At 66.6% G+C, this 22,570-nt stretch carries 24 protein-coding genes and 1 tRNA gene; 11 read left to right on the forward strand and 14 right to left on the reverse strand.

Going from position 1 to position 22,570, the window contains the following annotated elements:
* Positions 1 to 2 precede the first annotated feature (2 nt).
* Together ubiB and ACWPWT_RS12890 are read right to left on the reverse strand one after the other, a co-directional pair.
* Positions 3 to 1,538: a 2-polyprenylphenol 6-hydroxylase gene (ubiB, locus tag ACWPWT_RS12885; RefSeq protein ID WP_261270156.1), complete on the reverse strand. Its 1,536-nt coding sequence runs from the start codon at positions 1,536 to 1,538 to the stop codon at positions 3 to 5.
* A gap of 28 nt (positions 1,539 to 1,566) precedes the next feature.
* Positions 1,567 to 2,298, reverse strand: coding sequence for a class I SAM-dependent methyltransferase (locus ACWPWT_RS12890; RefSeq protein ID WP_454280006.1), 732 nt, complete (start codon positions 2,296 to 2,298; stop codon positions 1,567 to 1,569).
* A gap of 80 nt (positions 2,299 to 2,378) precedes the next feature.
* On the opposite strand from ACWPWT_RS12890, the gene mutM reads away from it, so the two are divergent.
* The 3 genes from mutM to dnaA all read left to right on the forward strand — a co-directional run bounded on the left by mutM (position 2,379) and on the right by dnaA (position 5,587).
* On the forward strand, positions 2,379 to 3,194 hold the full coding sequence (gene mutM / locus ACWPWT_RS12895) for a bifunctional DNA-formamidopyrimidine glycosylase/DNA-(apurinic or apyrimidinic site) lyase (protein WP_454280007.1): 816 nt from the start codon (positions 2,379 to 2,381) through the stop codon (positions 3,192 to 3,194).
* 87 nt (positions 3,195 to 3,281) lie between these two features.
* Entirely contained in the window at positions 3,282 to 3,545 is a 264-nt protein-coding gene (rpsT, locus tag ACWPWT_RS12900) for a 30S ribosomal protein S20 (protein ID WP_007404699.1), read from the forward strand.
* Positions 3,546 to 4,021: 476 nt separating this feature from the next.
* Complete coding sequence (gene dnaA, locus ACWPWT_RS12905; RefSeq protein WP_454280008.1) at positions 4,022 to 5,587, forward strand: chromosomal replication initiator protein DnaA; 1,566 nt, start codon at positions 4,022 to 4,024, stop codon at positions 5,585 to 5,587.
* 48 nt (positions 5,588 to 5,635) lie between these two features.
* On the opposite strand, the gene ACWPWT_RS12910 is transcribed toward dnaA, so the two are convergent.
* Genes ACWPWT_RS12910 through secB form a run of 4 tightly spaced genes read right to left on the reverse strand, consistent with a single transcriptional unit; the run spans position 5,636 to position 9,288 of the window.
* Positions 5,636 to 6,166, reverse strand: coding sequence for a topology modulation protein (locus ACWPWT_RS12910; protein WP_454280009.1), 531 nt, complete (start codon positions 6,164 to 6,166; stop codon positions 5,636 to 5,638).
* Positions 6,166 to 7,173 carry a tryptophan--tRNA ligase gene (gene trpS, locus ACWPWT_RS12915; RefSeq protein ID WP_454280010.1) on the reverse strand — a complete coding sequence of 336 codons (1,008 nt, stop codon included), beginning with the start codon at positions 7,171 to 7,173 and terminating at the stop codon, positions 6,166 to 6,168. Before trpS ends, ACWPWT_RS12910 begins: the two co-directional genes overlap by 1 nt.
* Positions 7,174 to 7,181: 8 nt before the next feature.
* The gene (gene murJ / locus ACWPWT_RS12920; RefSeq protein ID WP_454280011.1) at positions 7,182 to 8,759 is read right to left on the reverse strand and encodes a murein biosynthesis integral membrane protein MurJ; all 1,578 of its coding nucleotides are present in this window, start codon (positions 8,757 to 8,759) and stop codon (positions 7,182 to 7,184) included.
* A gap of 13 nt (positions 8,760 to 8,772) precedes the next feature.
* A complete protein-coding gene (gene secB / locus ACWPWT_RS12925; protein ID WP_261270204.1) occupies positions 8,773 to 9,288 on the reverse strand; it encodes a protein-export chaperone SecB in 516 nt (171 codons plus the stop codon).
* A gap of 192 nt (positions 9,289 to 9,480) precedes the next feature.
* Here secB and ACWPWT_RS12930 point away from each other — a divergent pair, with 192 nt between their 5' ends.
* The 3 genes from ACWPWT_RS12930 to ACWPWT_RS12940 are packed head-to-tail and all read left to right on the forward strand — an operon-like array spanning position 9,481 to position 12,068.
* Positions 9,481 to 10,131 (forward strand): Tim44/TimA family putative adaptor protein, encoded by a 651-nt coding sequence (locus tag ACWPWT_RS12930; protein WP_454280966.1) that lies wholly within the window; start codon positions 9,481 to 9,483, stop codon positions 10,129 to 10,131.
* A gap of 25 nt (positions 10,132 to 10,156) precedes the next feature.
* Complete coding sequence (locus ACWPWT_RS12935; protein ID WP_454280012.1) at positions 10,157 to 11,515, forward strand: MltA domain-containing protein; 1,359 nt, start codon at positions 10,157 to 10,159, stop codon at positions 11,513 to 11,515.
* 25 nt (positions 11,516 to 11,540) lie between these two features.
* A complete protein-coding gene (locus ACWPWT_RS12940) occupies positions 11,541 to 12,068 on the forward strand; it encodes a Smr/MutS family protein (protein ID WP_454280967.1) in 528 nt (175 codons plus the stop codon).
* Here the strand turns inward: ACWPWT_RS12940 and dapE are convergent.
* A complete protein-coding gene (gene dapE / locus ACWPWT_RS12945) occupies positions 12,046 to 13,161 on the reverse strand; it encodes a succinyl-diaminopimelate desuccinylase (RefSeq protein WP_454280013.1) in 1,116 nt (371 codons plus the stop codon). The two genes, ACWPWT_RS12940 and dapE, sit on opposite strands and share 23 nt — an antisense overlap.
* A gap of 118 nt (positions 13,162 to 13,279) precedes the next feature.
* Between dapE and ACWPWT_RS12950 the strand changes: the two genes are divergently transcribed.
* On the forward strand, positions 13,280 to 13,450 hold the full coding sequence (locus ACWPWT_RS12950; RefSeq protein WP_261270146.1) for a hypothetical protein: 171 nt from the start codon (positions 13,280 to 13,282) through the stop codon (positions 13,448 to 13,450).
* Positions 13,451 to 13,528: 78 nt separating this feature from the next.
* Here ACWPWT_RS12950 and ACWPWT_RS12955 read toward each other — a convergent pair whose 3' ends face one another.
* The 6 genes from ACWPWT_RS12955 to rpmH all read right to left on the reverse strand — a co-directional run bounded on the left by ACWPWT_RS12955 (position 13,529) and on the right by rpmH (position 17,488).
* Complete coding sequence (locus ACWPWT_RS12955; RefSeq protein WP_454280014.1) at positions 13,529 to 14,191, reverse strand: glutathione S-transferase family protein; 663 nt, start codon at positions 14,189 to 14,191, stop codon at positions 13,529 to 13,531.
* A 102-nt stretch (positions 14,192 to 14,293) separates the two neighbouring features.
* Entirely contained in the window at positions 14,294 to 14,968 is a 675-nt protein-coding gene (gene yihA, locus ACWPWT_RS12960; RefSeq protein WP_261270144.1) for a ribosome biogenesis GTP-binding protein YihA/YsxC, read from the reverse strand.
* The gene (gene yidC, locus ACWPWT_RS12965) at positions 14,965 to 16,662 is read right to left on the reverse strand and encodes a membrane protein insertase YidC (protein WP_454280015.1); all 1,698 of its coding nucleotides are present in this window, start codon (positions 16,660 to 16,662) and stop codon (positions 14,965 to 14,967) included. Before yidC ends, yihA begins: the two co-directional genes overlap by 4 nt.
* 18 nt (positions 16,663 to 16,680) lie before the next feature.
* Positions 16,681 to 16,893, reverse strand: coding sequence for a membrane protein insertion efficiency factor YidD (gene yidD, locus ACWPWT_RS12970; RefSeq protein ID WP_042490341.1), 213 nt, complete (start codon positions 16,891 to 16,893; stop codon positions 16,681 to 16,683).
* Positions 16,894 to 16,895: 2 nt separating this feature from the next.
* Positions 16,896 to 17,294 carry a ribonuclease P protein component gene (gene rnpA / locus ACWPWT_RS12975; RefSeq protein ID WP_454280968.1) on the reverse strand — a complete coding sequence of 133 codons (399 nt, stop codon included), beginning with the start codon at positions 17,292 to 17,294 and terminating at the stop codon, positions 16,896 to 16,898.
* A 59-nt stretch (positions 17,295 to 17,353) separates the two neighbouring features.
* Entirely contained in the window at positions 17,354 to 17,488 is a 135-nt protein-coding gene (rpmH, locus tag ACWPWT_RS12980; RefSeq protein WP_261270201.1) for a 50S ribosomal protein L34, read from the reverse strand.
* A gap of 198 nt (positions 17,489 to 17,686) precedes the next feature.
* On the opposite strand from rpmH, the gene ACWPWT_RS12985 reads away from it, so the two are divergent.
* From ACWPWT_RS12985 to ACWPWT_RS13000, 4 genes are all read left to right on the forward strand, one after another.
* Positions 17,687 to 19,201 (forward strand): YifB family Mg chelatase-like AAA ATPase, encoded by a 1,515-nt coding sequence (locus ACWPWT_RS12985; protein ID WP_454280016.1) that lies wholly within the window; start codon positions 17,687 to 17,689, stop codon positions 19,199 to 19,201.
* A 21-nt stretch (positions 19,202 to 19,222) separates the two neighbouring features.
* Positions 19,223 to 19,633, forward strand: a complete 411-nt coding sequence (locus tag ACWPWT_RS12990; RefSeq protein WP_454280017.1) for a hypothetical protein — start codon at positions 19,223 to 19,225, stop codon at positions 19,631 to 19,633.
* A gap of 47 nt (positions 19,634 to 19,680) precedes the next feature.
* Positions 19,681 to 19,941: a hypothetical protein gene (locus ACWPWT_RS12995; protein ID WP_454280018.1), complete on the forward strand. Its 261-nt coding sequence runs from the start codon at positions 19,681 to 19,683 to the stop codon at positions 19,939 to 19,941.
* Between the two features lie 58 nt (positions 19,942 to 19,999).
* A tRNA-Leu gene (locus tag ACWPWT_RS13000) sits at positions 20,000 to 20,084 on the forward strand.
* Between the two features lie 207 nt (positions 20,085 to 20,291).
* On the opposite strand, the gene katG is transcribed toward ACWPWT_RS13000, so the two are convergent.
* Positions 20,292 to 22,556, reverse strand: a complete 2,265-nt coding sequence (gene katG, locus ACWPWT_RS13005) for a catalase/peroxidase HPI (protein ID WP_454280019.1) — start codon at positions 22,554 to 22,556, stop codon at positions 20,292 to 20,294.
* Positions 22,557 to 22,570: the final 14 nt, after the last annotated feature.

Below are 22,570 nucleotides of genomic sequence, written 5' to 3' on the forward strand. Positions count from 1 at the left end.
CCTCACCGCAGCACGGCCAGGGTCGCCGCGACGCCCGCCGCCGCCGACAGCATCGAGAGAAGCGCATAACGCCAGCCGCCGCCGATCCGCACCACTTCGATCTGCTTCAACGGGGGAGCGGGGGGCTCGCCGCCCGGCGCGGGGTAGCGCGCCTCGATCCGGCGGACCAGATCGGGCAGGCGAGCGATGGTGCGCACATCCTCGATCAGCCGGTCGGCGATCTTCGCTTCGGGGCCGAGTTCGGTACGAATCCATTCGCGTACGAAGGGGGCGGCCGAGTCCCACAGGTTGATGTCGGGGTCGAGGCTGGTCGCCACGCCCTCGACCATCACCATGGTCTTTTGCAGCAACAGCAGATGCGGCTGCGTCACCATGTCGAAATCGCGGGTGATCGAGAACAGGCCGTCCAGCATCATGCCGATCGACATGTCCTTGACCGGCAGTCCGCGCATCGGCTCGCCCACGGCACGCAGCGCGGTGGCGAACTCCGCGACATTGTGGTGCGGGGGCACATAGCCCGCCTCGAAATGGATTTCGGCGACGCGCTTATAGTTGCCGGTGATCAGGCCATAGAGGATCTCGGCCAGCCAGACGCGCGCGCGCCGGTCGATCCGGCCCATGATGCCGAAGTCGATCGCGGCGATCTTGTTGCCGGGCAGGGCGAAGAGATTGCCCTGGTGCATGTCGGCATGGAAGAATCCTTCCGCGATCGCCTGGCGCAGAAAGGCGCGGACCAGCGTCTGGGCAAGGTGCGGCAGGTCATACCCCGCCTCGACCAAGGCCTGGCGGTTGGACAGCTTGATCCCGTCAATCCATTCGACCGTCAGCACCTTGGCGGTCGAGCGCGCCCAGTCGATCTGGGGCACCATAAAATCGGGCTCGGCGGTCATCGCCTCGGCGAGTTCGGAGGCCGAGGCGGCTTCCCGCCGGAAGTTGAGTTCGCGCAGCGTCCACCGGCGGAAATTCTCGACCGTCAGGCGCGGGCGCAGGCGGGCGGCCTCGCCGCTCATCCCCTCGACCTGCGCGGCGGCCCATTGATAGGTGTCGATGGCGCGGGCGAAGTCTTCCTCGACGCCGGGGCGCAGCACCTTGACCGCAACCGTCCGGCCATCGGTCGTCACCGCACGGTGCACCTGCGCGATCGAGGCGGCACCAACCGGCGTCTCCTCGATCGAGGAAAAGAAGTGCGAGGGCGGCCGGCCCATGCTGGCTTCCATCGCGGCGCAGATGGTCGCGAAGGGGACGGGAGGCAACTGGTCCTGAAGCCGCAGCAGATCGTGCGCGGCATCGTCGCCGACCAGATCGGGACGGGTCGCCAGCGTCTGGCCCAGCTTGATCGCGGCCGGGCCGATCGCCTGGAACGCATCGGCATAGGCGGGCTTGGCAGGCACGCGCGCACCGAACCGGGCGACACGCGCCAGCCGCCTCACCGGCGCGGGCGTGTTGGGATCGCGCTCGATCCCGCGCAACGCGCCATGCCGCGCCAGCGTCCGCCCCCATTTGAGCAGACGCCACAGATGCACCACCGGCTGGGTCACAGGGCGAATCCGCCCGGACGTCCCTGCATCAAATCTTCCAACCCGAATGGATCGCGACCAGGCCGCCCATGATCGGCTCGACCCTGGTCTCGATAAAGCCGGCCTCGCGGATCATGCCCTCGAAGGTCGGCATGTCGGGGAAGCGACGGATCGATTCGATTAGGTAGCGATAGCTGTCCGCATCGCCTGCCAGCATCTGGCCCAGCTTGGGCACCAGCTTGTGCGAATAGGCGTCATAGACTTCCGAGAAGCCCGGCCAGACGGTGGTTGAAAATTCCAGGCAGAAGAAGCGCCCGCCGCGCCGCAGCACCCGGTGCGCCTCACGCAACGCGGCCGGAATGTCGGTGACGTTCCGGATGCCGAACGCGATCGTATAGGCGTCGAAGAATTTGTCGGGAAAGGTCAGTACTTCGGCATTGGCCTCGGTCCAGACCAGGCCGTCGAGCCCACGCTCCGCCGCGCGCTTCATGCCGACTTCCAGCATCGCCGGATTAATGTCGGCCACCGTGATGCTCGCGCCCGATTCGGCCAGGCGGAAGGCGATGTCGCCCGTGCCGCCCGCCATGTCGAGGATCTGGTCGCTGGCGCGCGGCTTCACCCGGCGGACGAAGCGATCCTTCCATAGCCGGTGCATGCCGCCCGACATGGCGTCGTTCATCAGGTCGTATTTGGAGGCGACGTTGGTGAAGACGCCGCCGACACGGGCGGCCTTTTCGTCGCGGGGCACATCTTCATAGCCGAAGGAGACGGTATCGCTCATGGTCTTGCCCTAGCCCGGCCTTGCTGGCGGGGCAAACGCTACCTAGCTGTTTGGGCGACGAAAGCCATTCCAGAGAGACGATGCCCGAACTTCCCGAGGTAGAGACCACCGTGCGCGGCCTGACGCCGGTGCTGTCGGGCGAGCGGTTGACGCTGGTCGAGCCGCGCCGCGCCGACCTGCGTCGCCCGTTCCCCGCCGAGCTGCGCCAGCGAATGACGGGCGCGCGGGTCACGGCGCTGGGGCGTCGCGCCAAATATGGCCTGATCGACACCGATCGCGGCGACACCATGGTCTTTCATCTGGGTATGTCGGGGCGCTGGCGGATCGATCCGGGTGAGCCGCTGGCGCACGACCATCTGCTGCTGGAAACGGGGGCAGGGCGGCGGCTGGCGCTGAACGATCCACGGCGATTCGGCTTTGTCGATCTCTGGCCGACGGCCGATCTGGCTGGCTATCCGCCCTTCCTCGCCATGGGGCCCGAGCCGCTCGGCCCCGACTTCACCGCCGATTATCTGGCGGCGGCGCTGGAGGGGCGCTCGGCGCCGATCAAGGCGATGCTGCTCGACCAGCGGATCGTCGCGGGACTCGGCAATATCTATGTGTGCGAGGCGCTGCACATGGCGAAGATCACGCCCGGGCGCGCGGGCGGGCAGATTTCGCGGGCGCGACTCGTGCGGTTGGTCGAGGCGATCCGAACCGTGCTGGAGGCCGCGATCCTAGCGGGGGGATCGTCGCTGCGCGATTATGTCCGGCCCGATGGCGAATTGGGCTATTTCTCCAAGGAATGGCGGGTCTATGGCCGAGAGGGCGAGGCCTGCGAATGCGGCGCGATCGTCCGGCGGCGAACCGACTCGGGGCGGTCGACTTTCTGGTGCGCTACCTGCCAGCGCAGTTGACGGACGGCGCACCAACCGGTAAGGGGCGCGGCTTCAAAGCTGGTGCGTCGCGCCGCTATCCCTTTTGATCGAGATTTAGAGGTTTTCATGGCGAACACGCCGCAGGCCAAAAAGCGTATCCGTCGCAACGAGCGTCGCGCCGTCATCAACGGCAACCGCGTCAGCCGCATCCGTACCTTCGTGAAGAAGGTCGAGGCCGCTCTGGCCGCGGGCGACAAGGAAACCGCGACGGTCGCTCTGGCCGCGGCGCAGCCCGAAATGGCACGCGGCGTCGCCAAGGGCGTGCTTCACAAGAACACTGTGGCGCGCAAGTTCTCGCGCCTGACCAAGCGCATCGCCGCGCTGGCCTAAAAGCCTCTCGGTTACCGCGACGAATGAAACCCGCCGGGGGCGGTCCCCCGGCGGGTTTTTTCGTGTGCGCGCGAGGCATGTTAAGGGTTTTTACGGACTCGATTTCGGGGAACCATCCGGCGTTTCGTGCAACGCGAGGATAATCCGCGATTCGAGTGATTCGGACTTTTGGGGGCATCCGAGGGCTCGGGTTAATTTCGTGTAATATCAGTTAGTTATGAGATTGTTTGACGGGATTCTGCGGGCTTTGCCCTGTCAATCCGGTTTATTTCAGATTTATGGCCGGACACGGTCTTGATCGGACCCCGTCATGGCTCATAATCGGTATCCCAGCAGCGGTGCTTCATGCCCGCGTCATGGACATAGCGAAGTGGCATAACCGGGCCGGATCCGTTTGATTCGCCCATGGGGTTCTTGTCGCCGATTGGAACGGGGTCCGTCCGCATCATCGCGGTCGGCATGATTGGAGTGCGCTGGTGACGAATTGGCAGGCAACGCGTCCGACGACGGACCAGGCTCGTGCCTGGGCGCGCGTCCGCGCGAACCTGCGCGAATCGGCGGGTGCGCGTCTGTTCGACCAGTGGTTGAAGCCGATGGAACTGATCGAGGGTGACGAGCCCGATACGGTCCGCCTGGCGCTTCCTTCGGCTTTCGCGACCAATTGGGTGCGCAGCCATTATGCGGACCGCCTCCACCTGGAATTCAAGGCCGTGCTGCCAGAGGTGCGCGCCGTGCTCATCGAAACCCGTGCGCCCAGCAAGGTGGCCCGACTGACCACCGAGTCGCTGGAAGCCACGCCGCTGCGCGTGGTCGCGCGTAACGAACAGCCGCAGCCACAGCCGGTCGAGGATGACGAGCAGCCATCGCTGTTCGCCGAGCCCGCCCCGCGTAAGCGGGCGGCCCCCGCTGTCGTCGAGGCCCCCGCACCGGCCACCCGTTCGGCGGCGCGGAGCGCGGCAAAGTCCGCCAGCCCGGTCGCTGCGGCCGCCCCGGCGCCTGCGCTTCGCGTCCCCAGCGATCGTCCGCCGCTCGATCCGCGCCTGACCTTCGACCGTTTCGTGGTCGACTCGTCCAACCGGGTGGCGTTCAACGCCGCGCTGTCGCTGGCCGAGCCGGGCCCGCCGCGTTTCAGCCCGCTTTTCCTCCACGGCGGTACCGGGCAGGGCAAGACCCACCTGATGCATGCCATCGCCCATGCCTTTCTCGAGTCGCATCCCGATGCGATCGTGCTGTGCATGTCGGCGGAGCGCTTCATGTTCGATTTCGTCGCGGCGATGCGCGCGCGCGATACCTTCAGCTTCAAGTCGCGGCTGCGCTCGGCCGACCTGCTGCTGATCGACGATCTTCAGTTCATCGCGGGCAAGGATTCGACGCAGGAAGAATTCTTCCACACGGTCAACGAACTGGTGGGTGCGGGCAAGCGGCTGGTCATCTCCGCCGATCGTTCGCCCCAGTCGCTCGACGGGGTGGAGCCGCGGATCATCGGGCGTCTCGGCGCGGGGCTGGTCGCGGACATCAAGGCGCCCGACCTGACGCTGCGCCGCACGATTCTGAACCGCAAGGTCGCCGACCTGCCCGAGATCGAGGTTCCGACCGATGTGCTCGATCTGCTCGCCTCGCGGATTCGCGGCAATATCCGCGAACTCGAAGGCGCGCTGAACCGGGTCGTCGCCTATGCGCAGCTGACCGGCGACAAGATCGATCTGGAATTTGCGGTCGCGACGCTGGGCGAGGTGCTTCGGGGCGCGCAGCGGCGGATCACCATCGATGAGATCCAGAAGCTGGTCAGCCGCCATTTCGAATTGAAGCCGCTCGATCTGGTTTCGGCCCGCCGCGCCCGCGCCATCGCGCGCCCGCGCCAGATCGCCATGTATCTGGCCAAGCGCCTGACCACCCGCTCGCTGCCCGAGATCGGCCGCAAGTTCGGCGGACGCGACCATTCGACCGTGATCTATGCGGTGCGCAAGATCGAGGAACTGCGCGACACCGACCGCGATATCGACAATGCGGTGCGGGTGCTGATGAAGGAACTGGAGGGCTGAGGTTCCGCCGAGCGGGCGGGGGCGTGGCCTTCGACTTCGCTCGTCTATTCACCCCAGATCGGCCAGGACACGCGCGAGCGTCGGCGCCCGCCCGTAGCGGAGCGCCCGTTCCCCGGCGACCTCCAGCAGCTGTACGAGCCCCGGCCGCACGGCGCGTCGCCAGCGCCAGCAATATATCAGGAACGCCAGATCCAGCCGTTCCGGGCATTCGGGTGCGCTATCGGGTCGGACCTGCCCTCGATAGCGCGCCACGCGCCGCAGGATACGCGGGATGGTCACGCGGCGCGGCAGATCGAGCAGGATGATCCGATCCGCCCGTGCCAGTCGCTCGTCCATCGCAGGCCCATAGCGGGCATGGGAATAGTTGCCGTCGATGGCCCATCGGGGTTGTGCGGCGATCGCCGCCAGATCGGCGACGAATGCATCCCTTGGCCGGGCGACCCAGCCGGGACCATGGAACAGCGCATCGGCGTGCCAAACAGGCAGGGCCAGGCGTTGGCTCAATTGCCGGGCCAGCGTCGACTTGCCGCTGCCCGGCGGCCCCATCACCATGATGCGGGTGACGGGGCCGGGGGGCATCAGATTTGCAGGCCCATGGTCCGCTGCACGTCGAGCAGCATCGGCGCGGCCAGATCGCGCGCCTTCTCGGCGCCACGCTCTAGGATGCGCCCCACCTCGCCACGATCGTCGAGCAGCCGGGTCAACCGCTCGCGGATCGGACCCAGCGTGGCAACCGCAAGGTCCGCCAGCTCGGGCTTGAACGCGCCGAAGCCCTTGCCCGCGAACTGCGCCAGCACGTCGGCGGGCTCGCGGTCCGACAGGGCGGCATAGATGGTGACCAGATTGCGGGCCTCGGCCCGGCCTTCCAGCCCGTCCAGCGTCTCGGGCAGGACGTCGGGATCGGTCTTGGCCTTGCGGAACTTCTCCGCGATCACCTCATCGCTGTCGATCAGCTTGACCAGCGACATTTCCGACGGATTCGACTTCGACATCTTCGACGCGCCATCGCGCAAGCTCATGATGCGCGGCGCCGCCTTGCTGATCAGGGGCTGGGGCAGGGTGAAGACCTCGCGCTCATAGTCGTTGTTGAACTTGGTCGCGATGTCGCGGGCCAGTTCCAGATGCTGCTTCTGGTCCTCGCCCACCGGAACGTGCGTGGCGTTGTAGAGCAGCACGTCGGCGGCCATCAGCACCGGATAATCGTACAGGCCGACGCTGGCACCCTCGCGATTCTTGCCCGCCTTGTCCTTGAACTGGGTCATCCGGTTCAGCCAGCCGACGCGCGCGACATTGTTCAGCAGCCAGCCCAGCTCGCTATGCTGGGGCACGCGGGTCTGGTTGAACAGGATCGAGCGTTCGGGATCGATCCCGGCCGCGATCAGCGTCGCGGTCATCTCGATGGTGTTCGCGGCCATGTCGGCGGGCGCGATCCATTCGGTCAGGCCGTGCAGGTCGGCGATGAAGTACATGGTCTCGCCACCCTGGGACTGGATGTCGTCCTGCATCGCCACCCACTGCTTCACGGCGCCCAGATAATTGCCGAGATGGAGATTGCCCGTGGGCTTGATGCCGGAAACAACGCGCATGATGGTCCTCAAGAGTTGCGGCGAACGAGCCGCTTGATGTCCGCTGCCCGGAAGGCCCCGGTGGCGAAACTGGCCACCGCATAGACGAGCACGCCCGTCGCGACCAGTAGGAGGAGTGCGCCCCAGCGCTCCACATTGGTGCCGGTGACATAGGGCTGGAACCGTTCGTTGAGCAGCGCCATCGCCCCGCCCATCAGCAGCGCGGCCACGCCCATCCGCCAGCTGCGTCGCCGCAACTGCGCATCCGCGACGAAATGCCCCCGCTTCGCCAGCGTGCGATAGAGCAGCACGACGTTGACCGTGGAGGCGATCGCGGTGGCGAGCGGCGGGCCCATATGCCCCAGCCACCAGATGAAGATCAGGTTGAGCACCAGATTGACCAGCATCGACCAGGTCGCATAGCGCACCGGCGTCCGGGTATCGGCGCGCGCATAATAGCCCGGGGTCAGCACCTTCACCAGGATATAGCTGGGCAGGCCGATCGAGAAGGCCGCCAGCGCTTGCGCGGTATAATAGCTGTTGGTCGCGGTGAACTTGCCATGCTCGAACAGCGCGGCGACGATCGGCTGGCCGCAGACGATCAGCGCGACCGTCGCGGGCAGGGTGAGCAGCAGCGCCAGCTCCATGCCCCGGTTCTGCGTCTCCATGGCCTCGACCTCGCGCCCCGCACCGAGCAGGCGCGAGACGGTGGGGAGCAGGACGGTGCCGAGGCCGATGCCGATCAGCCCCAGCGGCAACTGGTTCAGCCGGTCGGCGGCGTAGATATAGGACACCGAGCCGGCCGGCAGGAAGCGTGCGGCCAGTGCGGTCGAGATGACCAGATTGATCTGCACCGCCCCCGCACCGGCGGCGGCGGGCAGGATCAGCTTCATCAGCCGTTTGACGTCGTCGTTGATGACGGGCCATCTCAGCTTCAGCCGCACGCCTGCGCGACGACAGGCCCACCAGAGCCAGACGAATTGCAACAACCCCGCGACCGATACCGCGATCGCCTGATTGCGCGCGGTCGCCATCGGGTCATGCGTGTGAAAGAACAGCAGCGCGACGATCAGCGTCAGGTTGAGCAGGATCGGGGCGGCCGCATTCACCCAGAAACGGTGAAGCGAATTGAGGATGCCGCCCAGCAACGACACCAGGCTGATGAACAGCAGATAGGGAAAGGTCAGCCGGTTGAGCAGGACGATATAGTCGAACTGCGCGGGGCTTCCCTTGCCATAGCCGAAGGTCTGGATCCAGGTGACCGGCCAGGCCGCCAGCTCGACCAGCGCGGTCATGACGATCAGGACCGGCAACAGGACCGACAATGCGTGCTCGGCAAAGGCGAGGCCGTGCGCCAGCCCGGACCCTTCCTCGGTCTTGTCACCCTCCGCCACCTTGCGGTTGAACATCGGGATGAAGGCGGCGGAAAAGGCGCCCTCCGCGAAGAGGGCGCGGAACATGTTGGGCAGGCGAAACGCGATCTGGAACGCGTCGGAAGCGAAATTCGCCCCCACGAAGCGGAAGAACAGCGAATCGCGAACCAGACCAAGCACGCGGCTGGCCAGAGTCAGCCCGCCGACCGAGCCCAGCGCCTTGGTCAGGTTCATCGATCGGGCCGGATCAGGCGTGGCCGGTTTCCGGGGTGTTGGGCTGGGCGGTGCCCGCCTGCGCCTCGGCCTGCTGGAGATAGAGCTGGGCGAAGTCGATCGGCTCCAGCATCAGCGGCGGGAAGCCGCCGTCACGGACCGCATCGGCGAGCACGCGACGCGCGAAGGGGAAGAGCAGGCGCGGCGCTTCACCGAGCATGAAGGGCTGGATCTGATCGACGGGCACGTTGCGGAAACCGAACAGGCCCGCATAGCTCAGGTCGACGATGAAGGCGGTCTTGCCCTCGGACTCGGCGCGAACCTCGATCTTCAGGACCAGCTCATGGACTTCCTCGCCCACCTGGCTGGCGGCGATGTTGAACTGCACGTCGATGCCCGGCGCGGCCTGCGCCTGATAGATGCCGGGCGCGTTCGGGTTCTCGAACGACAAGTCCTTCACATATTGCGAGATCAGACCGGCGGCGGGACCGGCGTCCTCGCCCTCGCCGGTCGGCGCTTCGAAGCCTTGCGGCAAACCCTGTTCGTCCATCGTCGATACCTTCTTGCGTGAGATCAAGGGGAGTAGGGAACCGAAAGGGCGGGTTCGCGCGTTCGGCCCAATGGCCGTTGCGCGTAGCAGCGGGCAGGCACGGATTCAACCTTGCCCTCTTCTGTCGGGAGCGCGGGTTTTCATTGTCGGCCCGTGCGCCTATATCGGTCCTGATAGTGAAAGGCGCCTGTGTTGTTATTCTACGTCGTTCTTCTCGCGATGGTCGCGCTCTTCCTGGCATTGCGGCTGTACAGCGTGCTGGGCAAGCGTACCGGCCATGAACAGCAGCCGCTGCCGCGCAGTGCGGACGATCGCCCGCTGCCGGTGACGCTGCCGCGCACGACGGAGGCCGCACAGGGAACGGTGCCGGTGGTGAACCGCAACATCGATCCGCGCGCCGAGCAGGGACTGCGCTCGGTGATTTCGGGCGAGCCGGGTTTCGACGTGACCCAGTTCCTAGGCGGTGCGCAGGCGGCCTATCGCATGACGCTGGAAGCATTCTGGAAGGGCGATGAGGACGCGCTGGCCGATCTGGTCGAGGCGGACGTGCTGGCCGCCTTCTCCGAAGCGATCGAGCAGCGGCGCGAGGCCGGGCAGACGCTCGACAACCGCCTGATCCGCGTCGACAGCGCCAGGATCGTCGACGCCCAGGTCGAGGGCCGCCAGGCGCGGATCACCGTCCGCTTCGACGCCGACATCGCCGCCATCACGCGCGATGCCGAAGGCCATGTCATCGCCGGTTCGCTGAGCGATGCGGTCGAGACCCATGACGTCTGGACCTTCGCCCGCACGCTGAAGAGCGGCGACCCGAACTGGAAGCTTGTCGATACCGACGAAGCCTGACGCGGTTACGGGGGGATAGGGGGCCTTGAAAGGGTTTCGCGTCGCGGCGATCGTCGCGCTTTCGATCAGCGTTTCGGCCTGTGCCGGTCGGATCGTGCCGCCCGGTGCGTCCGGTGACTATCCGTCGCGCGCGCCACATCAGCCATCCACCCGTCCGGTGCCGCGCCCCCAGGCCGGCGGGTCGGCGGTGCAACCGAACGGCCCCAGCGTTTCGCGTGTGCCTTCGGGGCCGGTACGCATCCTGCCGTCTACGCCGCTGCCCGCGACCCCGGTGGCCGCCGTGCCGGGGGCGACCAATGCCGCGCAGGCGGGACTGATCGCCGGACCGGCGGTCGCCACCCTGCCGATGACCGAACCCCAGGCGGAGGCGGCACGGGCGGCGTTCCTGCTGTCCTGCCCCGGCCTGATGCGGCGTACCGACACCAGCGGCTTGACCCAGGGTACCGATTGGCAGCCTGCCTGCCAGGCTGCCGCCAACGTGCCGAACGGCGGCGCCCGCGACTTTTTCGCACGCTATTTCGAGGCGGTGCAGGTCGGCGACGGGCGTTCGCTCGCCACCGGCTATTACGAGCCTGAAATCGCCGGATCGCGGGATCGGCGTTCGGGTTACGAAGTGCCCATCTATGCGCGGCCGCGCGACCTGATCGACGTCGATCTCGGCGCCTTCTCGACCGATCTGAAGGGCAAGAAGGTTCGCGGCAAGGTGCAGGGCACCAACCTCGTCCCCTATGACGACCGAACCGCGATCGAGCAGGGCTCGCTGGCGGGCCGTGCGCCGATCCTGGCCTGGGGCGCGGACCCGATCGAGGTGTTCTTCCTGCAGATCCAGGGCTCGGGGCGGCTGCGGCTGCCCGATGGCGGGATCATGCGGATCGGCTATGACAGCCAGAATGGCCGCGATTACACCGGTATCGGCGCGCTGATGAAGGCACGCGGCCTGCTGGGTCCCGGCCAGACCTCGATGCAGGGGATCGTGCAGTGGCTGCACGACCACCCCGAAGAGGGCCGGGCGATCATGCGGGAGAATAAGAGCTTCGTCTTCTTCCGCGAATTGTCCGGCGCCCCGCAGGGGGCGATGGGCTATGCGGTGACGGGGCAGGTCAGCGCCGCCGCCGACCCCAAATTCGTGCCGCTGGGTGCGCCCGTCTTCCTGTCGATGGACCGGCAGGACGCGACCGGCCTGTGGGTCGCGCAGGACACGGGCGGCGCGATCAAGGGATCCAACCGCTTCGACACCTTCTGGGGTGCGGGGGAGACGGCGCGGGCAGTGGCGGGCGGCATGTCGGCACGGGGCACGGCGTTCCTGCTGCTGCCGATCGGCACGCTGGCGCGGGCCGGGATCGCCAGCCCGAACGGGACCATCGGTGCGACCCCTCAACCCTGACGAAGCGCAACTCTGGGCGCGGGTGATGGAGACGGTGCGTCCGCTGCGCGCCGCCGTCGTCCCCGCGCGTCCCGCACCTCCGCCGCCCACCATGGAGGCGGTGCTCCAAGAAACGCCGGGTGCGCCCAAGGTGCGGGTGAAAGGCCGGGTACCGCCGCTGCGCCAGCCGGCGTCCGTTCCGGCCGCGCCCAAAAAGGGGCCGGGTGAGACGCTGGACGGCGGTTGGGACAAAAGGCTGTCGCGGGGCAGCGTGATGCCCGACAGTTCGCTCGATCTCCATGGTCATACGCTGGCCTCGGCCCATGCCATGCTCGACCAGGGGCTGGGGCGGGCCATTGCGCGCGGCGACCGGGTGCTGCTGCTCGTCACGGGCAAGCCGCCGCGTCCCGAAAGCGAGCGACCCCATGCGCGCGGCGCGATCCGTGCCGCGATCAGCGACTGGCTGGGTGCATCGCGCCACGCCGATGCGATCGCGGCGATCCGAAACGCACATCCCCGGCATGGCGGACAGGGCGCGCTCTATATTGTCTTCAGGCGCCCGCGCGAGCGATGACGCCGGCATAGATGCGGGTCAGCGCATAAAGATCCTCGACCGCCACCGCCTCGTCCACCTTGTGCATCGTCGCGTTGAGCAGCCCGAACTCCACCGTCGGACAGAGCTTCGACAGGAAGCGTGCGTCGGAGGTCCCGCCGGTCGTCGACAGCTCGGGCTCGATCCCGGTCTCGGCACGGATGGCGTCGGCGATCATTGTGGAGAATGATCCCGGCTGGGTCAGGAACGCCTCGCCCGAAATGCGTCCCGTCACCTGCGCGGCGGGGGCATGGGATCGGGCGATCGCGGTGATCCGCTCGATCAGCGCCTGGCCGCGCTGTTCGTCGTTGAAGCGGATCGACAGCCGCGCCTGCGCCGACCCCGGAATGACATTGTGCGCCGGATTGCCGACATGCAGGTCGGTGATCTCGATATTGGATGGCTGGAACCAGGCATTGCCGGTGTCGAGCGTCACCGCCTCGATCTCCGCCAGGATCGCGACCAGCGGGGTGATCGGATTGTCGGCCAGATGCGGATAGGCGACATGCCCCTGCCGCCCGGGCACGGTGATCCAGATATTGACCGAACCCCGCCGCCCGATCTTCATCATGTCGCCCAGCCGGTGTGCGGAAGTCGGCTCGCCGACCAGGCACAGGTCGGGAGCCACGCCCCGCTCGGCCATCCGGTCGATCAGCGCGCGGGTGCCATAGATGGCGGGGCCTTCCTCGTCGCCGGTGATGATCAGCGACAGGGGGATGCCGGGCGTGGCGGGAAGCGCCGCGACGAAGGCGGCGACCGCGCCCTTCATATCCACCGCGCCGCGCCCGAAGAGCAGGCCGTCCCGCACCTCGCCGGAAAAGGGGGAGCCCTGCCACCCATCACCAGCGGGAACGACGTCGACATGTCCGGCAAAGGCGAGATGCGGTCCCGAACCGGCCCGCGTCGCCAGCAGATTCTCGACCGGGCCATCGGGGGCCTCGCCGACCGTGAAGCGATCGACGGCAAAGCCCAGCGGCTCCAATGCGGATTCCAGCACGTCGAAGACGCGACCCCGCGCGGGCGTGACGCTGTCGGCGCGGATCAGGGACTGGGCGAGGTGCAGGACGTCGGTCATGCCGCGGGCATAGGCAGCGGCGTGGCGAACGGCAATTCCCCCAAGTCGAGGATCGTCACGCGGAACGGACCCCCGACGCCCCGGCATCGTTCTGTTGCCGGTGAACAGGAGGAACGCGATGAACGACCCGGATCATAAGGGGCATAAGGCGGGCGGACGGCTGGCGATGTGGCTGGTCATCGCGGTGGGGATCGCGGCGATCCTGCTCTATGTCTTTGCCTCGCGCGTCGCCGAACCGGCGACGGAGCAGCGTGCGCCGCTGAACGAGGTGAGGCCGACGGCGCAGTGAAACGGGACGGGGCGGGGGCATGTGCATGCGCAAATCACCCCGCCCGCCATCCGGCCGAAACCGCGCAGGCTGCCGAAATCAGCGCACCGGCTGCTCGAACCGCTCAATCACCCATTCCTCTTCCTGTGCGGCGGCGATCCAGTCCTGCATGAACGGGTGACGAAGCACCGCGTCCATATAGGGTAGGGCAAAGCGCGCGACCGGAAGCTGATAGGTCACGATCCGGGTGATGACCGGCGCGAACATGATGTCGACCGCGCCGAATGCGCCGAACAGGAAGTCCCCCTCGCCACCGAAGCGCGCCCGCGCCTGCGCCCATAATTCCATGATACGCTTCAGGTCGACGACCACATCCTCGTCCGGCGTCTGGGCCGGATAGACCTGACGGATGTTCATGCTGTGCTTGCGGCGAAGCGCGACGAAGCTGGAATGCATTTCCGCCGCCATCGAACGCGCCATGGCACGGGCGGCGTCATCGGCGGGCCAGAAACGATCGCGCCCGACCTTGTCCGCGAGATAATCGATGATGGCGAGGCTGTCCCACACCACTGCATCGCCGTCCCACAGGATCGGTACCTTGCCCGATGAGGGGGCGAATTCGGCTCCCTCGCGGCGCTTGTCCCAATCCTCGTCATAGAGCGGCACGACGACCTCCTCGAAGGGCAGGCCGGAATGCCGACAGGCGAGCCAGCCGCGCAGGGACCAGGAGGAATAGGCCTTGTTACCGATGATCAGCTTCATGGCCCAAGGCGTAACAACCCCGGCCGGGCCTAGCAACCGCACAAAAAAGGCCCGTTCGGGGAACCGAACGAGCCTTTGTCGATGTCGCGAAAGGGCGGAGGATCAGCCGATCGCTTCCAGCACCGCCGCGCGGAGTTCGGGGATGCCCATGCCGCCCTCGCTGGAAGTGGCGAGGATGTCGGGGTGCGCGGCGGCGCGTTTGCGTGCCTCGGCCTGGGTACGCTCGACCACGGCGGCGAGTTCGGTCGCCTTCACCTTGTCCGCCTTGGTCAGGACGATGCGATAGCTGACCGCGGCCCGGTCGAGCATCTCCAGGATCTCACGATCCACTTCCTTGATGCCATGGCGCGAGTCGATCAGCACCAGCGCGCGCTTCAAGGCCTGCCGCCCGCGCAGGAAATCGTTCACCAGGAAACGCCACTGCTTCACCATGTCCTTGGGCGCCTTGGCAAAGCCATAGCCCGGCATGTCGACCAGCCGCAGCGTCGGCGGCGTGCCGACGTCGAAGAAGTTCAGCTCCTGCGTCCGGCCCGGCGTGTTCGAGGTCCGGGCCAGGCCGTTGCGGTTGGTCATCGCGTTGAGCAGCGACGACTTGCCGACGTTCGACCGGCCCGCCACCGCGACTTCCGGCACGATCGGATCGGGCAGGAATTTCAGCGCGGGCGCGGACTTCAGGAATGAGACGGGGCCGGCGAACAGCTTGCGCGCCGACTCGACCAGTTCCTCGGAAAAACCGGTCGGTTCTTCGGAGGGGAGGGGGGTGGGAAGCTCGCTCACTTGACGGCGGGCTGCTTCAGGCCCGGATGACGGGCGTAGAGCAGGCGCTGCTGCAGGATCGAGATGCAGTTGGTCGTGATCCAGTAGACCTGAAGACCGACCGCGAACGGCGCCATCACGAACATCAGCACCCAGGGCAGGATCGCGAAGACCTGCTTCTGCGCATCGTCCATCGGCTGCGGGTTCATCTTGAACTGGAAGTACATCGAGATGCCCAGCAGGATCGGCACCACGCCGATCGCGATGAAGTGCGGCGGCACGAAGGGCAGCAGGCCGAACAGATTGACCGGGGTCAGCGGATCGGGCGCGGACAGATCCTTGATCCACAGGACGAAGCCCTGGTGTCGCATCTCGATCGTCAGCATCAGCACCTTGTAGAGCGCGTAGAAGATCGGAATCTGGATCAGGGTCGGCAGACAGCCCGCCAGCGGATTGACCTTCTCCTGCTTGTAGAGGGCCATGACCTCCTGCTGCATGCGGACCTTGTCGTCCTTGTAGCGTTCCTGCAGCGCCTTCATCTTGGGCTGCACCGCGCGCATCGCCGCCATCGAGGCGAACTGGCGCTGCGCGATCGGGAACATCAGTGCGCGGATGGTGACGGTCAGCAGGATGATTGCGACGCCGAAGTTGCCGACCAGACGGAACAGCCAGTCGAGATAATAGAAGATCGGCTTTTCGAGGACGCGCAGATAGCCCCAGTCGAGCGCGTAATCGAGCTTCGTCGCGCCTTCCTTGTCGGTATAGCGGTCGAGCAGCGCGACTTTCTTGGCACCCGCGAAGAAGCGGGTAGTCTGGGTGATCTGCTTGCCCGGCGCCAGCGTCTGCGGCTGAAGCGTGTAGTCAGCCTGATAGGTCTGGCCCGCGCCCGCGCGGAACTGGCCGTCGAATGCCTTGGACTGGTCGGGGATCAGCGTCGCCAGCCAATATTTGTCGGTAAAGCCCAGCCAGCCGCCGGTGGTGGTGAAGCGGGTGGGGGCCTTGTCCAGGTCCTTCCAGTTGGGGCCGTAATGCGCGGTGCCGTCATTGACCGACATCGGGCCGACATGAATCGTCCAGGTGTCCGGATCGGCCGAGATGCCGCGATTGACATAGCCATAGGCCGCGACCGGCACCGCCGCATTGCCCGTATTGGCCACCGTCTGCTGGACGGTGAACATGTAATCCTTGTCGACCGACAGGGTAATCTGGAAGCGCTGGCCCGTCGCATTGGCGGCGGTCAGCGTGACCGGCTGGCCGGGGCGCAGCACGGGCGCGCTGGCGGTCCACACCGCATCGGCGGCGGGCGGGTTCAGCCCGTCGGTGCGCCAGCCGAAGCCCGCGAAATAGGCGCCTTCCGCACCCGCCGGCGACAGCAGCCGGATCGGCGGCGAATTCTTGTCGACCGTCTGCTTATAGTCGAGCAGGACGAGGTCATCGATCCGCGCGCCCTTCAGGTTGATCGAGCCCTTCAGGCGCGGCGTTTCGATCGCCACGCGCGGGGTTTCGGCCAGCACGACGCGGCGGTCGCGAATCGCGCTCGGCGTCGTGGCGGTTGGATTGGCCGTCGAGTTGGCCACCGGCACCTGCTTGCCATCGACGATCTTGGTCGCGGGCGGATTGTTCGGGAAGAACTTGTTCTGGATGAGCGGCCATCCGAACAGGATCAGCGCCGCGATCACCGCGAACACGACGAAATTCTTGCGGTCTTGGTTCACGTGGAAACCCCAGTAGTGTCAGGGGACCGGGTCGGGTCCGTGCCCGCCCCAGGGATGGCACCGCGCAATGCGCTTGAGCGCCAACCAGCCCCCTTTGACCGCGCCATAGCGGCCAATGGCCTGTATTGCATAGGCCGAACAGGATGGTTGATAGCGGCAAGTGGGCGGTAAAATGAGCGAGGGGCCGAGCTGCCAGCCCCGCGCGATGAGAATCAAGGCCCGCGCGAACAGGGTCACGCGGGCTCTTGAGACGATGTCGCGGCCGGGGTCGCGGGCTGGCGATGCGCGCCGCCACGGGGGCCGCGCCCCTTGCCGCGACCATGGTGGACGCGCGGTTCGCGCGGCCTCTGATCGCTGGCGGTCTCGGGGGAGGCGGCGCGGGTCAGCGCCTTGGCCAGCTCGGCGGTGAGCGCGGCATAATCGCGCTCGATCCCGCCTTGCCGACCGATCAGGACATGATCCGCGCCGGATATGCCCTTGATCGGCAAAAGATCGCGCGCGAGCGACCGCAACCGGCGTTTCATCCGGTTGCGAACGACGGCATTGCCGATCTTCTTGGTGACGGTGAAGCCGACGCGAATCGCGGCGTCACCGTCATCACGCGGGCGTACCTGCAGCACGAAGCCGGGCATCGCCACGCGTCGCCCGCCATTGGCCGCGAGGAAATCGCGGCGGCGGGTCAGCGTCGTGATTACGCCGACAGCTTCTTGCGGCCGCGCGCACGACGCGCCCGGATCACCGCACGGCCGCCGGGGGTCGCCATCCGCGTACGGAAGCCGTGACGGCGAGCGCGCACCAGATTGCTCGGCTGAAAGGTCCGCTTCATCGTTCATTCCTTGGATACGTCTGAATAAAAACGGCCGCCACGAGGACGGCCTTGGTGGCAAGCCGCTTACGCAAACCGGGCTTCCAAGTCAATCGGGTGAACGCGTCCGTCCTACGTCATCTTCCCCTTGCGGCCCGCGCCCATCCTTTGCAGGGATGCCGTGCGGGCGGGGGAGTGCCCGTGCAAGGGGGAAAGCACATGGCGACCATCGTGTCCACGGTGGCCTATCTGGGTCTGGAGGCGCGCGCCGTCGAGGTGCAGGTCCAGCTGATCGCGGGCCTGCCCGCCTTCAATCTCGTGGGACTCGCCGACAAGGCGGTCGGGGAAAGTCGCGAGCGGGTCCGCGCCGCCATCGCCGCCATGGGCCTTGCCCTGCCGCCCAAGCGGATCGCGGTGAATCTATCGCCCGCCGACCTGCCCAAGGAAGGATCGCATTTCGACCTGCCGATTGCGCTCGCGCTGCTCGCGGCGATGGGGGTGATCGACGCCGAACTGCTCGCCGATCATGTCGTGGTGGGCGAACTCGCGCTCGACGGGCGGATAGGGCCATCGCCGGGCGTGCTGTTGGCAGCCATTCATGCGGGTTCGGTCGACAAGCGGCTGATCTGCCCCGCCGCGCAGGGGGGCGAGGCCAGTTGGGCCGGGGGCGGATCGGTGATCGCCGCGCCCGATCTGTTGTCGCTGATCAACCATCTAAAGGGTCATATCGTCCTGCCGTTGCCCGAGGGTGGTTTGGTGGACGACGCTGTGTCGGGTCCCGATCTGTCCCAGGTAAAAGGGCAGGAGAATGCTCGCCGTGCGCTGGAGATCGCGGCGGCGGGCGGCCATAATCTGCTGATGAGCGGACCGCCCGGATCGGGAAAGTCGCTGATGGCGGCGTGTCTGCCGGGTATTCTTCCGCCGCTCGACGCCGCCGAGGCGCTGGAAGTGTCGATGGTCCAGTCGGTGGCGGGAACGCTGGCCGAGGGGCGGCTGACCCGCACGCGACCGTTCCGGGCCCCGCATCATTCCGCATCCATGGCGGCACTAACCGGCGGCGGGCTCAAGGCCCGGCCCGGTGAAGTCAGCCTCGCGCATCTGGGGGTATTGTTCCTCGACGAGCTACCCGAATTTCAACGCGCGGTGCTCGATTCGCTGCGCCAGCCGCTCGAAACCGGAACGGTCAGCATCGCGCGTGCCAATGCCCATGTGACCTTCCCGGCGCGGGTGCAACTGGTCGCGGCGATGAACCCGTGCCGCTGCGGGCATCTGGGCGATGCGGCACTTGCCTGCGCCCGCGCCCCGCGCTGTGCCGCGGATTATCAGGCGAAGATTTCGGAGCCCTTGCTCGATCGGATCGATTTGGCCGTCGAGGTCCAGCCGGTCCGCGCCGTCGATCTCTTCTCGCCCGCTGCCGCCGAATCGTCGGCGGTGGTCGCCAGGCGCGTGGCGGCGGCACGGGCGCGGCAGACCAAACGCTATGCCGACGCCCCCGTGACGGTTCGCACGAACGCCGAGGCGGACGGCGCGCTGCTGGAACGCTGGGCGACGCCCGACGAGGCGGGCCGCAATTTGCTGGCCGAAGCGGCGGAGCGGATGCGCCTCACGGCGCGCGGCTATACCCGTGTCCTGCGCGTCGCCCGCACCATCGCCGATCTGGCCGGCGCGGATCAGGTCGGGCGTATCCATGTCGCGGAGGCGTTGAGCTATCGCCAGCGACCGCCGGTGAATTGATAGGACAGGGGGCAATTCCCGATGCCGTCCCAAATCTTGTGGTCGTTACCGTATCTCGAGCACACCGACCGGGAATCCGGCTTGATGCTAAAAGGCGTGAAGCCGCCTGCGATGTTCGTCGATGGGCGGGATTGTTTTCCGGCAGGCGTCATCCGATACCTTAGGCTTTTCGACCGTCGTGTCGCGGCTGGTAGGATCATCCGGCGTGACATGGTCACCGAAGCCTCAGCCTATCAAAATCATGCCGTTCACCGAATGCTACTGGTTCTACTAGGCCAAGAATGGCGAATCGACGCCATGATCGCGCTCAAGGGAAGCCCCGAATGGACGCCAGACCATGAGCGTCGCGAAGGTCAGCTCCTTGGCTATGAGGACTGGATGAACGATCACTGGCATGATCTCATAGCCCGTCATGGCCGGGCGGATTCATGAGGGGCCCGGTCAGGCCACGGCATGCCATCTTGTGGCTTGGCGGCATCTTGTTGATGCTTGCCGGTCCGCCGCTGACCTGGCTGGCGATCCTTTGGTCCGATCCGACTTCGTCCGGGCTGCGCGGTCCCGTATTCGTTTATGGGCTGGCCCTGTTGTCGGCCACGCCGGGGGGCATCGGCTTATCGATGTTGCCGCTGAGGTCATCGACCAAATGGCTGATCCTGCCGCTCTATCTCGTCGCGATGGCTTTGGCCTTGTTGACGACATTGGTCTATTTCGTCTGCATCGCCACGCATGATTGTCCGTGACGGGTGACAATCGGCGCTTGCACGGATCATCGCCCTCGTCTAGCAGCGCGTCTTCGCTGCCCCTGTGGCGAAATTGGTAGACGCATTCGACTCAAAATCGAACGCCGCAAGGCATGCTGGTTCGAGTCCGGCCAGGGGCACCACTTCCGGTCAAAACCGGGCACCATGGAAATGGCGGTAACGCCGTCCCGCATCACCGCGCTTTCCAACGCCGCTTTGCTGCCCTGGATGTGGATGGCATGTTTGTCCACGCGGACATTGTCGATCAGCAGCCGGACATAGGCTTTTCGCAGCGCCGGGTTACAGAAATGTGGGGCCGGCAAGACACATCTGCCGGCCCCCGTCTTTGATCAGAAGCGATCCGCGTTCATCACCTTGGTCCACACCGCGGCGAAGTCGTTGACGAACTTCTCCTTGGCGTCGTCGGCAGCGTAGACTTCCGCCACTGCGCGCAATTCGGAATTGGAGCCGAAGATCAGGTCCACCGGCGTCGCGGTCCAGCGGGCCGCCCCCGTCGCGCGGTCCTTGCCCTCGTACAGCCCTGGCGTCGCCGACTTCGTCCAGACCGTGTCCATGGTCAGCAGGTTGACGAAGAAGTCGTTGCTGAGCGTTCCCGGACGGGCCGTCAGCACGCCGTTCTTCGATCCGCCGCTATTGGCGTCGAGCGCGCGCAGGCCACCGACCAGCACGGTCATTTCCGGCACGGTCAGATCGAGCGCGTCGGCCTTGTCGACCAGCGCCTCTGGCGCGCTGACCTCCGCCTTGGGCCCATAATAGTTGCGGAAGCCGTCGGCGACCGGTTCCAGATGGGCAAAGGAGGTGACGTCGGTCTGTGCCTGGGTGGCGTCGACGCGGCCGGGGGTGAAGGGAAGGCTGATCGGCACACCGCCCGCCTGCGCCGCCCGCTCGACCGCCGCGTTGCCCCCCAGCACGATCAGGTCGGCCATCGACACCTGGCGACCGCCGCGAGCGAAGTCCTTCTGGATCGCGGCCAGCTTGGCGAGCACCGTCTTCAGCTCGGCGGGGTCGTTGACCGCCCAGCCCTGTTGCGGGTCGAGCCGCAGCCGCGCGCCGTTCGCCCCGCCGCGCATGTCGGTGCTGCGGAAGGTCGAGGCCGAGGCCCAGGCGGTGCGGACCAGCGCCGGACCCGACAGGCCCGAGGCCAGGATCATCGCCTTCAGCTTGGCCTGATCCTCTGCACCGATGGGTGCGAAGCTGGCGGCCGGGAGCGGGTCCTGCCAGTTATAGGTCTCGCCCGGAATTTCGCTGCCCAGATAGCGGGCACGCGGGCCGAGGTCGCGGTGGGTCAGCTTGAACCACGCACGGGCAAAGGCCTTGCTGAACAGTTCGGGATTCTTCTGCCAGCTTTCCAGGATCTTGCGGAAGGCAGGATCGTCCTTCAGCGCCATGTCGGTGGTGAACATGATCGGCGCATGACGCACATTCGGCAGATGCGCGTCGGGGACGAGCTGCGCCGCCGCCGGATCGGTCGGCACCCACTGGGTGGCACCCGCCGGGCTCTTGGTCTTGACCCAGTCGAAGTTCAGCAGATTGTCGATATATTGGGTGGTGAACTGGGTGGGCGTGGCCGACCAGGCACCTTCGAGACCCGAAGTGATCGTGTCCTCGGCATTGCCCTTGCCGCACTTGTTGGCCCAGCCCATGCCCTGCTGCTCGATCGCACCGGCGGTGGGTTCGACGCCCAGGCACGCCTTTTGAGCGTGCGCGCCATGGGCCTTGCCGAAGGTATGGCCACCCGCGATCAACGCCAGCGTCTCTTCGTCGTTCATTGCCATGTTGCCAAAAGCATGGCGAATGTCGGCGGCTGCGCCGATCGGGTCGTGATTGCCGTTCGGCCCCTCGGGGTTGACGTAGATGAGACCCATGGTGGTCGCCGCGAGCGGACGCTTCAACGTGCCGTCGGGATTGGACCGCTCGGTGCCCATCATCTTCGTCTCGGGACCCCAGAAGACGACGTCGGGCTGCCAGGCGTCGACGCGACCACCGGCAAAGCCGACCGTCTTGAAGCCCATATCCTCCAGCGCGACATTGCCGCTGAGCACCATCAGGTCGCCCCAGCTGAGCTTGCGGCCATATTTCTGCTTGATCGGCCACACCAGGCGGCGGGCCTTGTCCAGGCTGACATTGTCCGGCCAGCTGTTCAGCGGGTCGAAACGCTGCTCGCCGCCGTCCGAACCACCGCGACCGTCACCGGCGCGATACGTGCCCGCGCTATGCCACGCCATGCGGATGAAGAAGGGGCCGTAATTGCCATAGTCGGACGGCCACCAGGGCTGCGACGTGTGAAGCACCTTGCGGATGTCGGCCTTGACCGCCGCCATGTCCAGGGTGTTGAATTCCTTCACATAGTCATAATCGGCGCCATAAGGGTTGGCGCGCGTATCCTCGTGCTGACGCAGCGCAGTCAGGTCGAGGCGGCTGGGCCACCAGTCGCGGTTGGTCATGCCGCCGGGCTTGGCGACGACCGGCGCGGGCGGGTCCTGCGTCACGGTCTTTGCGGCGGTCGGCGCCTTGGGTTGGGGTCGATCAGTTTGCTGCGTCGGGCTGGCAAGCACGGCCACCATCGCAATCAGTGAAACTGGTGTAATCAGCATAAGGCCCCCTTTGG

The organism is Sphingomonas sp. Marseille-Q8236, assembly GCF_965112005.1.

Coding starts and splice junctions, on each gene's coding strand:
- ACWPWT_RS12890 (WP_454280006.1), bottom strand. CDS start 2,298: ATGAGCGATACCGTCTCCTTCGGCTATGAAGATGTGCCCCGCGACGAA.
- mutM (WP_454280007.1), top strand. CDS start 2,379: ATGCCCGAACTTCCCGAGGTAGAGACCACCGTGCGCGGCCTGACGCCG.
- rpsT (WP_007404699.1), top strand. CDS start 3,282: ATGGCGAACACGCCGCAGGCCAAAAAGCGTATCCGTCGCAACGAGCGT.
- ACWPWT_RS12910 (WP_454280009.1), bottom strand. CDS start 6,166: ATGCCCCCCGGCCCCGTCACCCGCATCATGGTGATGGGGCCGCCGGGC.
- trpS (WP_454280010.1), bottom strand. CDS start 7,173: ATGCGCGTTGTTTCCGGCATCAAGCCCACGGGCAATCTCCATCTCGGC.
- murJ (WP_454280011.1), bottom strand. CDS start 8,759: ATGAACCTGACCAAGGCGCTGGGCTCGGTCGGCGGGCTGACTCTGGCC.
- secB (WP_261270204.1), bottom strand. CDS start 9,288: ATGGACGAACAGGGTTTGCCGCAAGGCTTCGAAGCGCCGACCGGCGAG.
- ACWPWT_RS12940 (WP_454280967.1), top strand. CDS start 11,541: ATGGAGACGGTGCGTCCGCTGCGCGCCGCCGTCGTCCCCGCGCGTCCC.
- dapE (WP_454280013.1), bottom strand. CDS start 13,161: ATGACCGACGTCCTGCACCTCGCCCAGTCCCTGATCCGCGCCGACAGC.
- ACWPWT_RS12950 (WP_261270146.1), top strand. CDS start 13,280: ATGAACGACCCGGATCATAAGGGGCATAAGGCGGGCGGACGGCTGGCG.
- ACWPWT_RS12955 (WP_454280014.1), bottom strand. CDS start 14,191: ATGAAGCTGATCATCGGTAACAAGGCCTATTCCTCCTGGTCCCTGCGC.
- rnpA (WP_454280968.1), bottom strand. CDS start 17,294: ATGCCCGGCTTCGTGCTGCAGGTACGCCCGCGTGATGACGGTGACGCC.
- rpmH (WP_261270201.1), bottom strand. CDS start 17,488: ATGAAGCGGACCTTTCAGCCGAGCAATCTGGTGCGCGCTCGCCGTCAC.
- ACWPWT_RS12985 (WP_454280016.1), top strand. CDS start 17,687: ATGGCGACCATCGTGTCCACGGTGGCCTATCTGGGTCTGGAGGCGCGC.
- ACWPWT_RS12990 (WP_454280017.1), top strand. CDS start 19,223: ATGCCGTCCCAAATCTTGTGGTCGTTACCGTATCTCGAGCACACCGAC.
- katG (WP_454280019.1), bottom strand. CDS start 22,556: ATGCTGATTACACCAGTTTCACTGATTGCGATGGTGGCCGTGCTTGCC.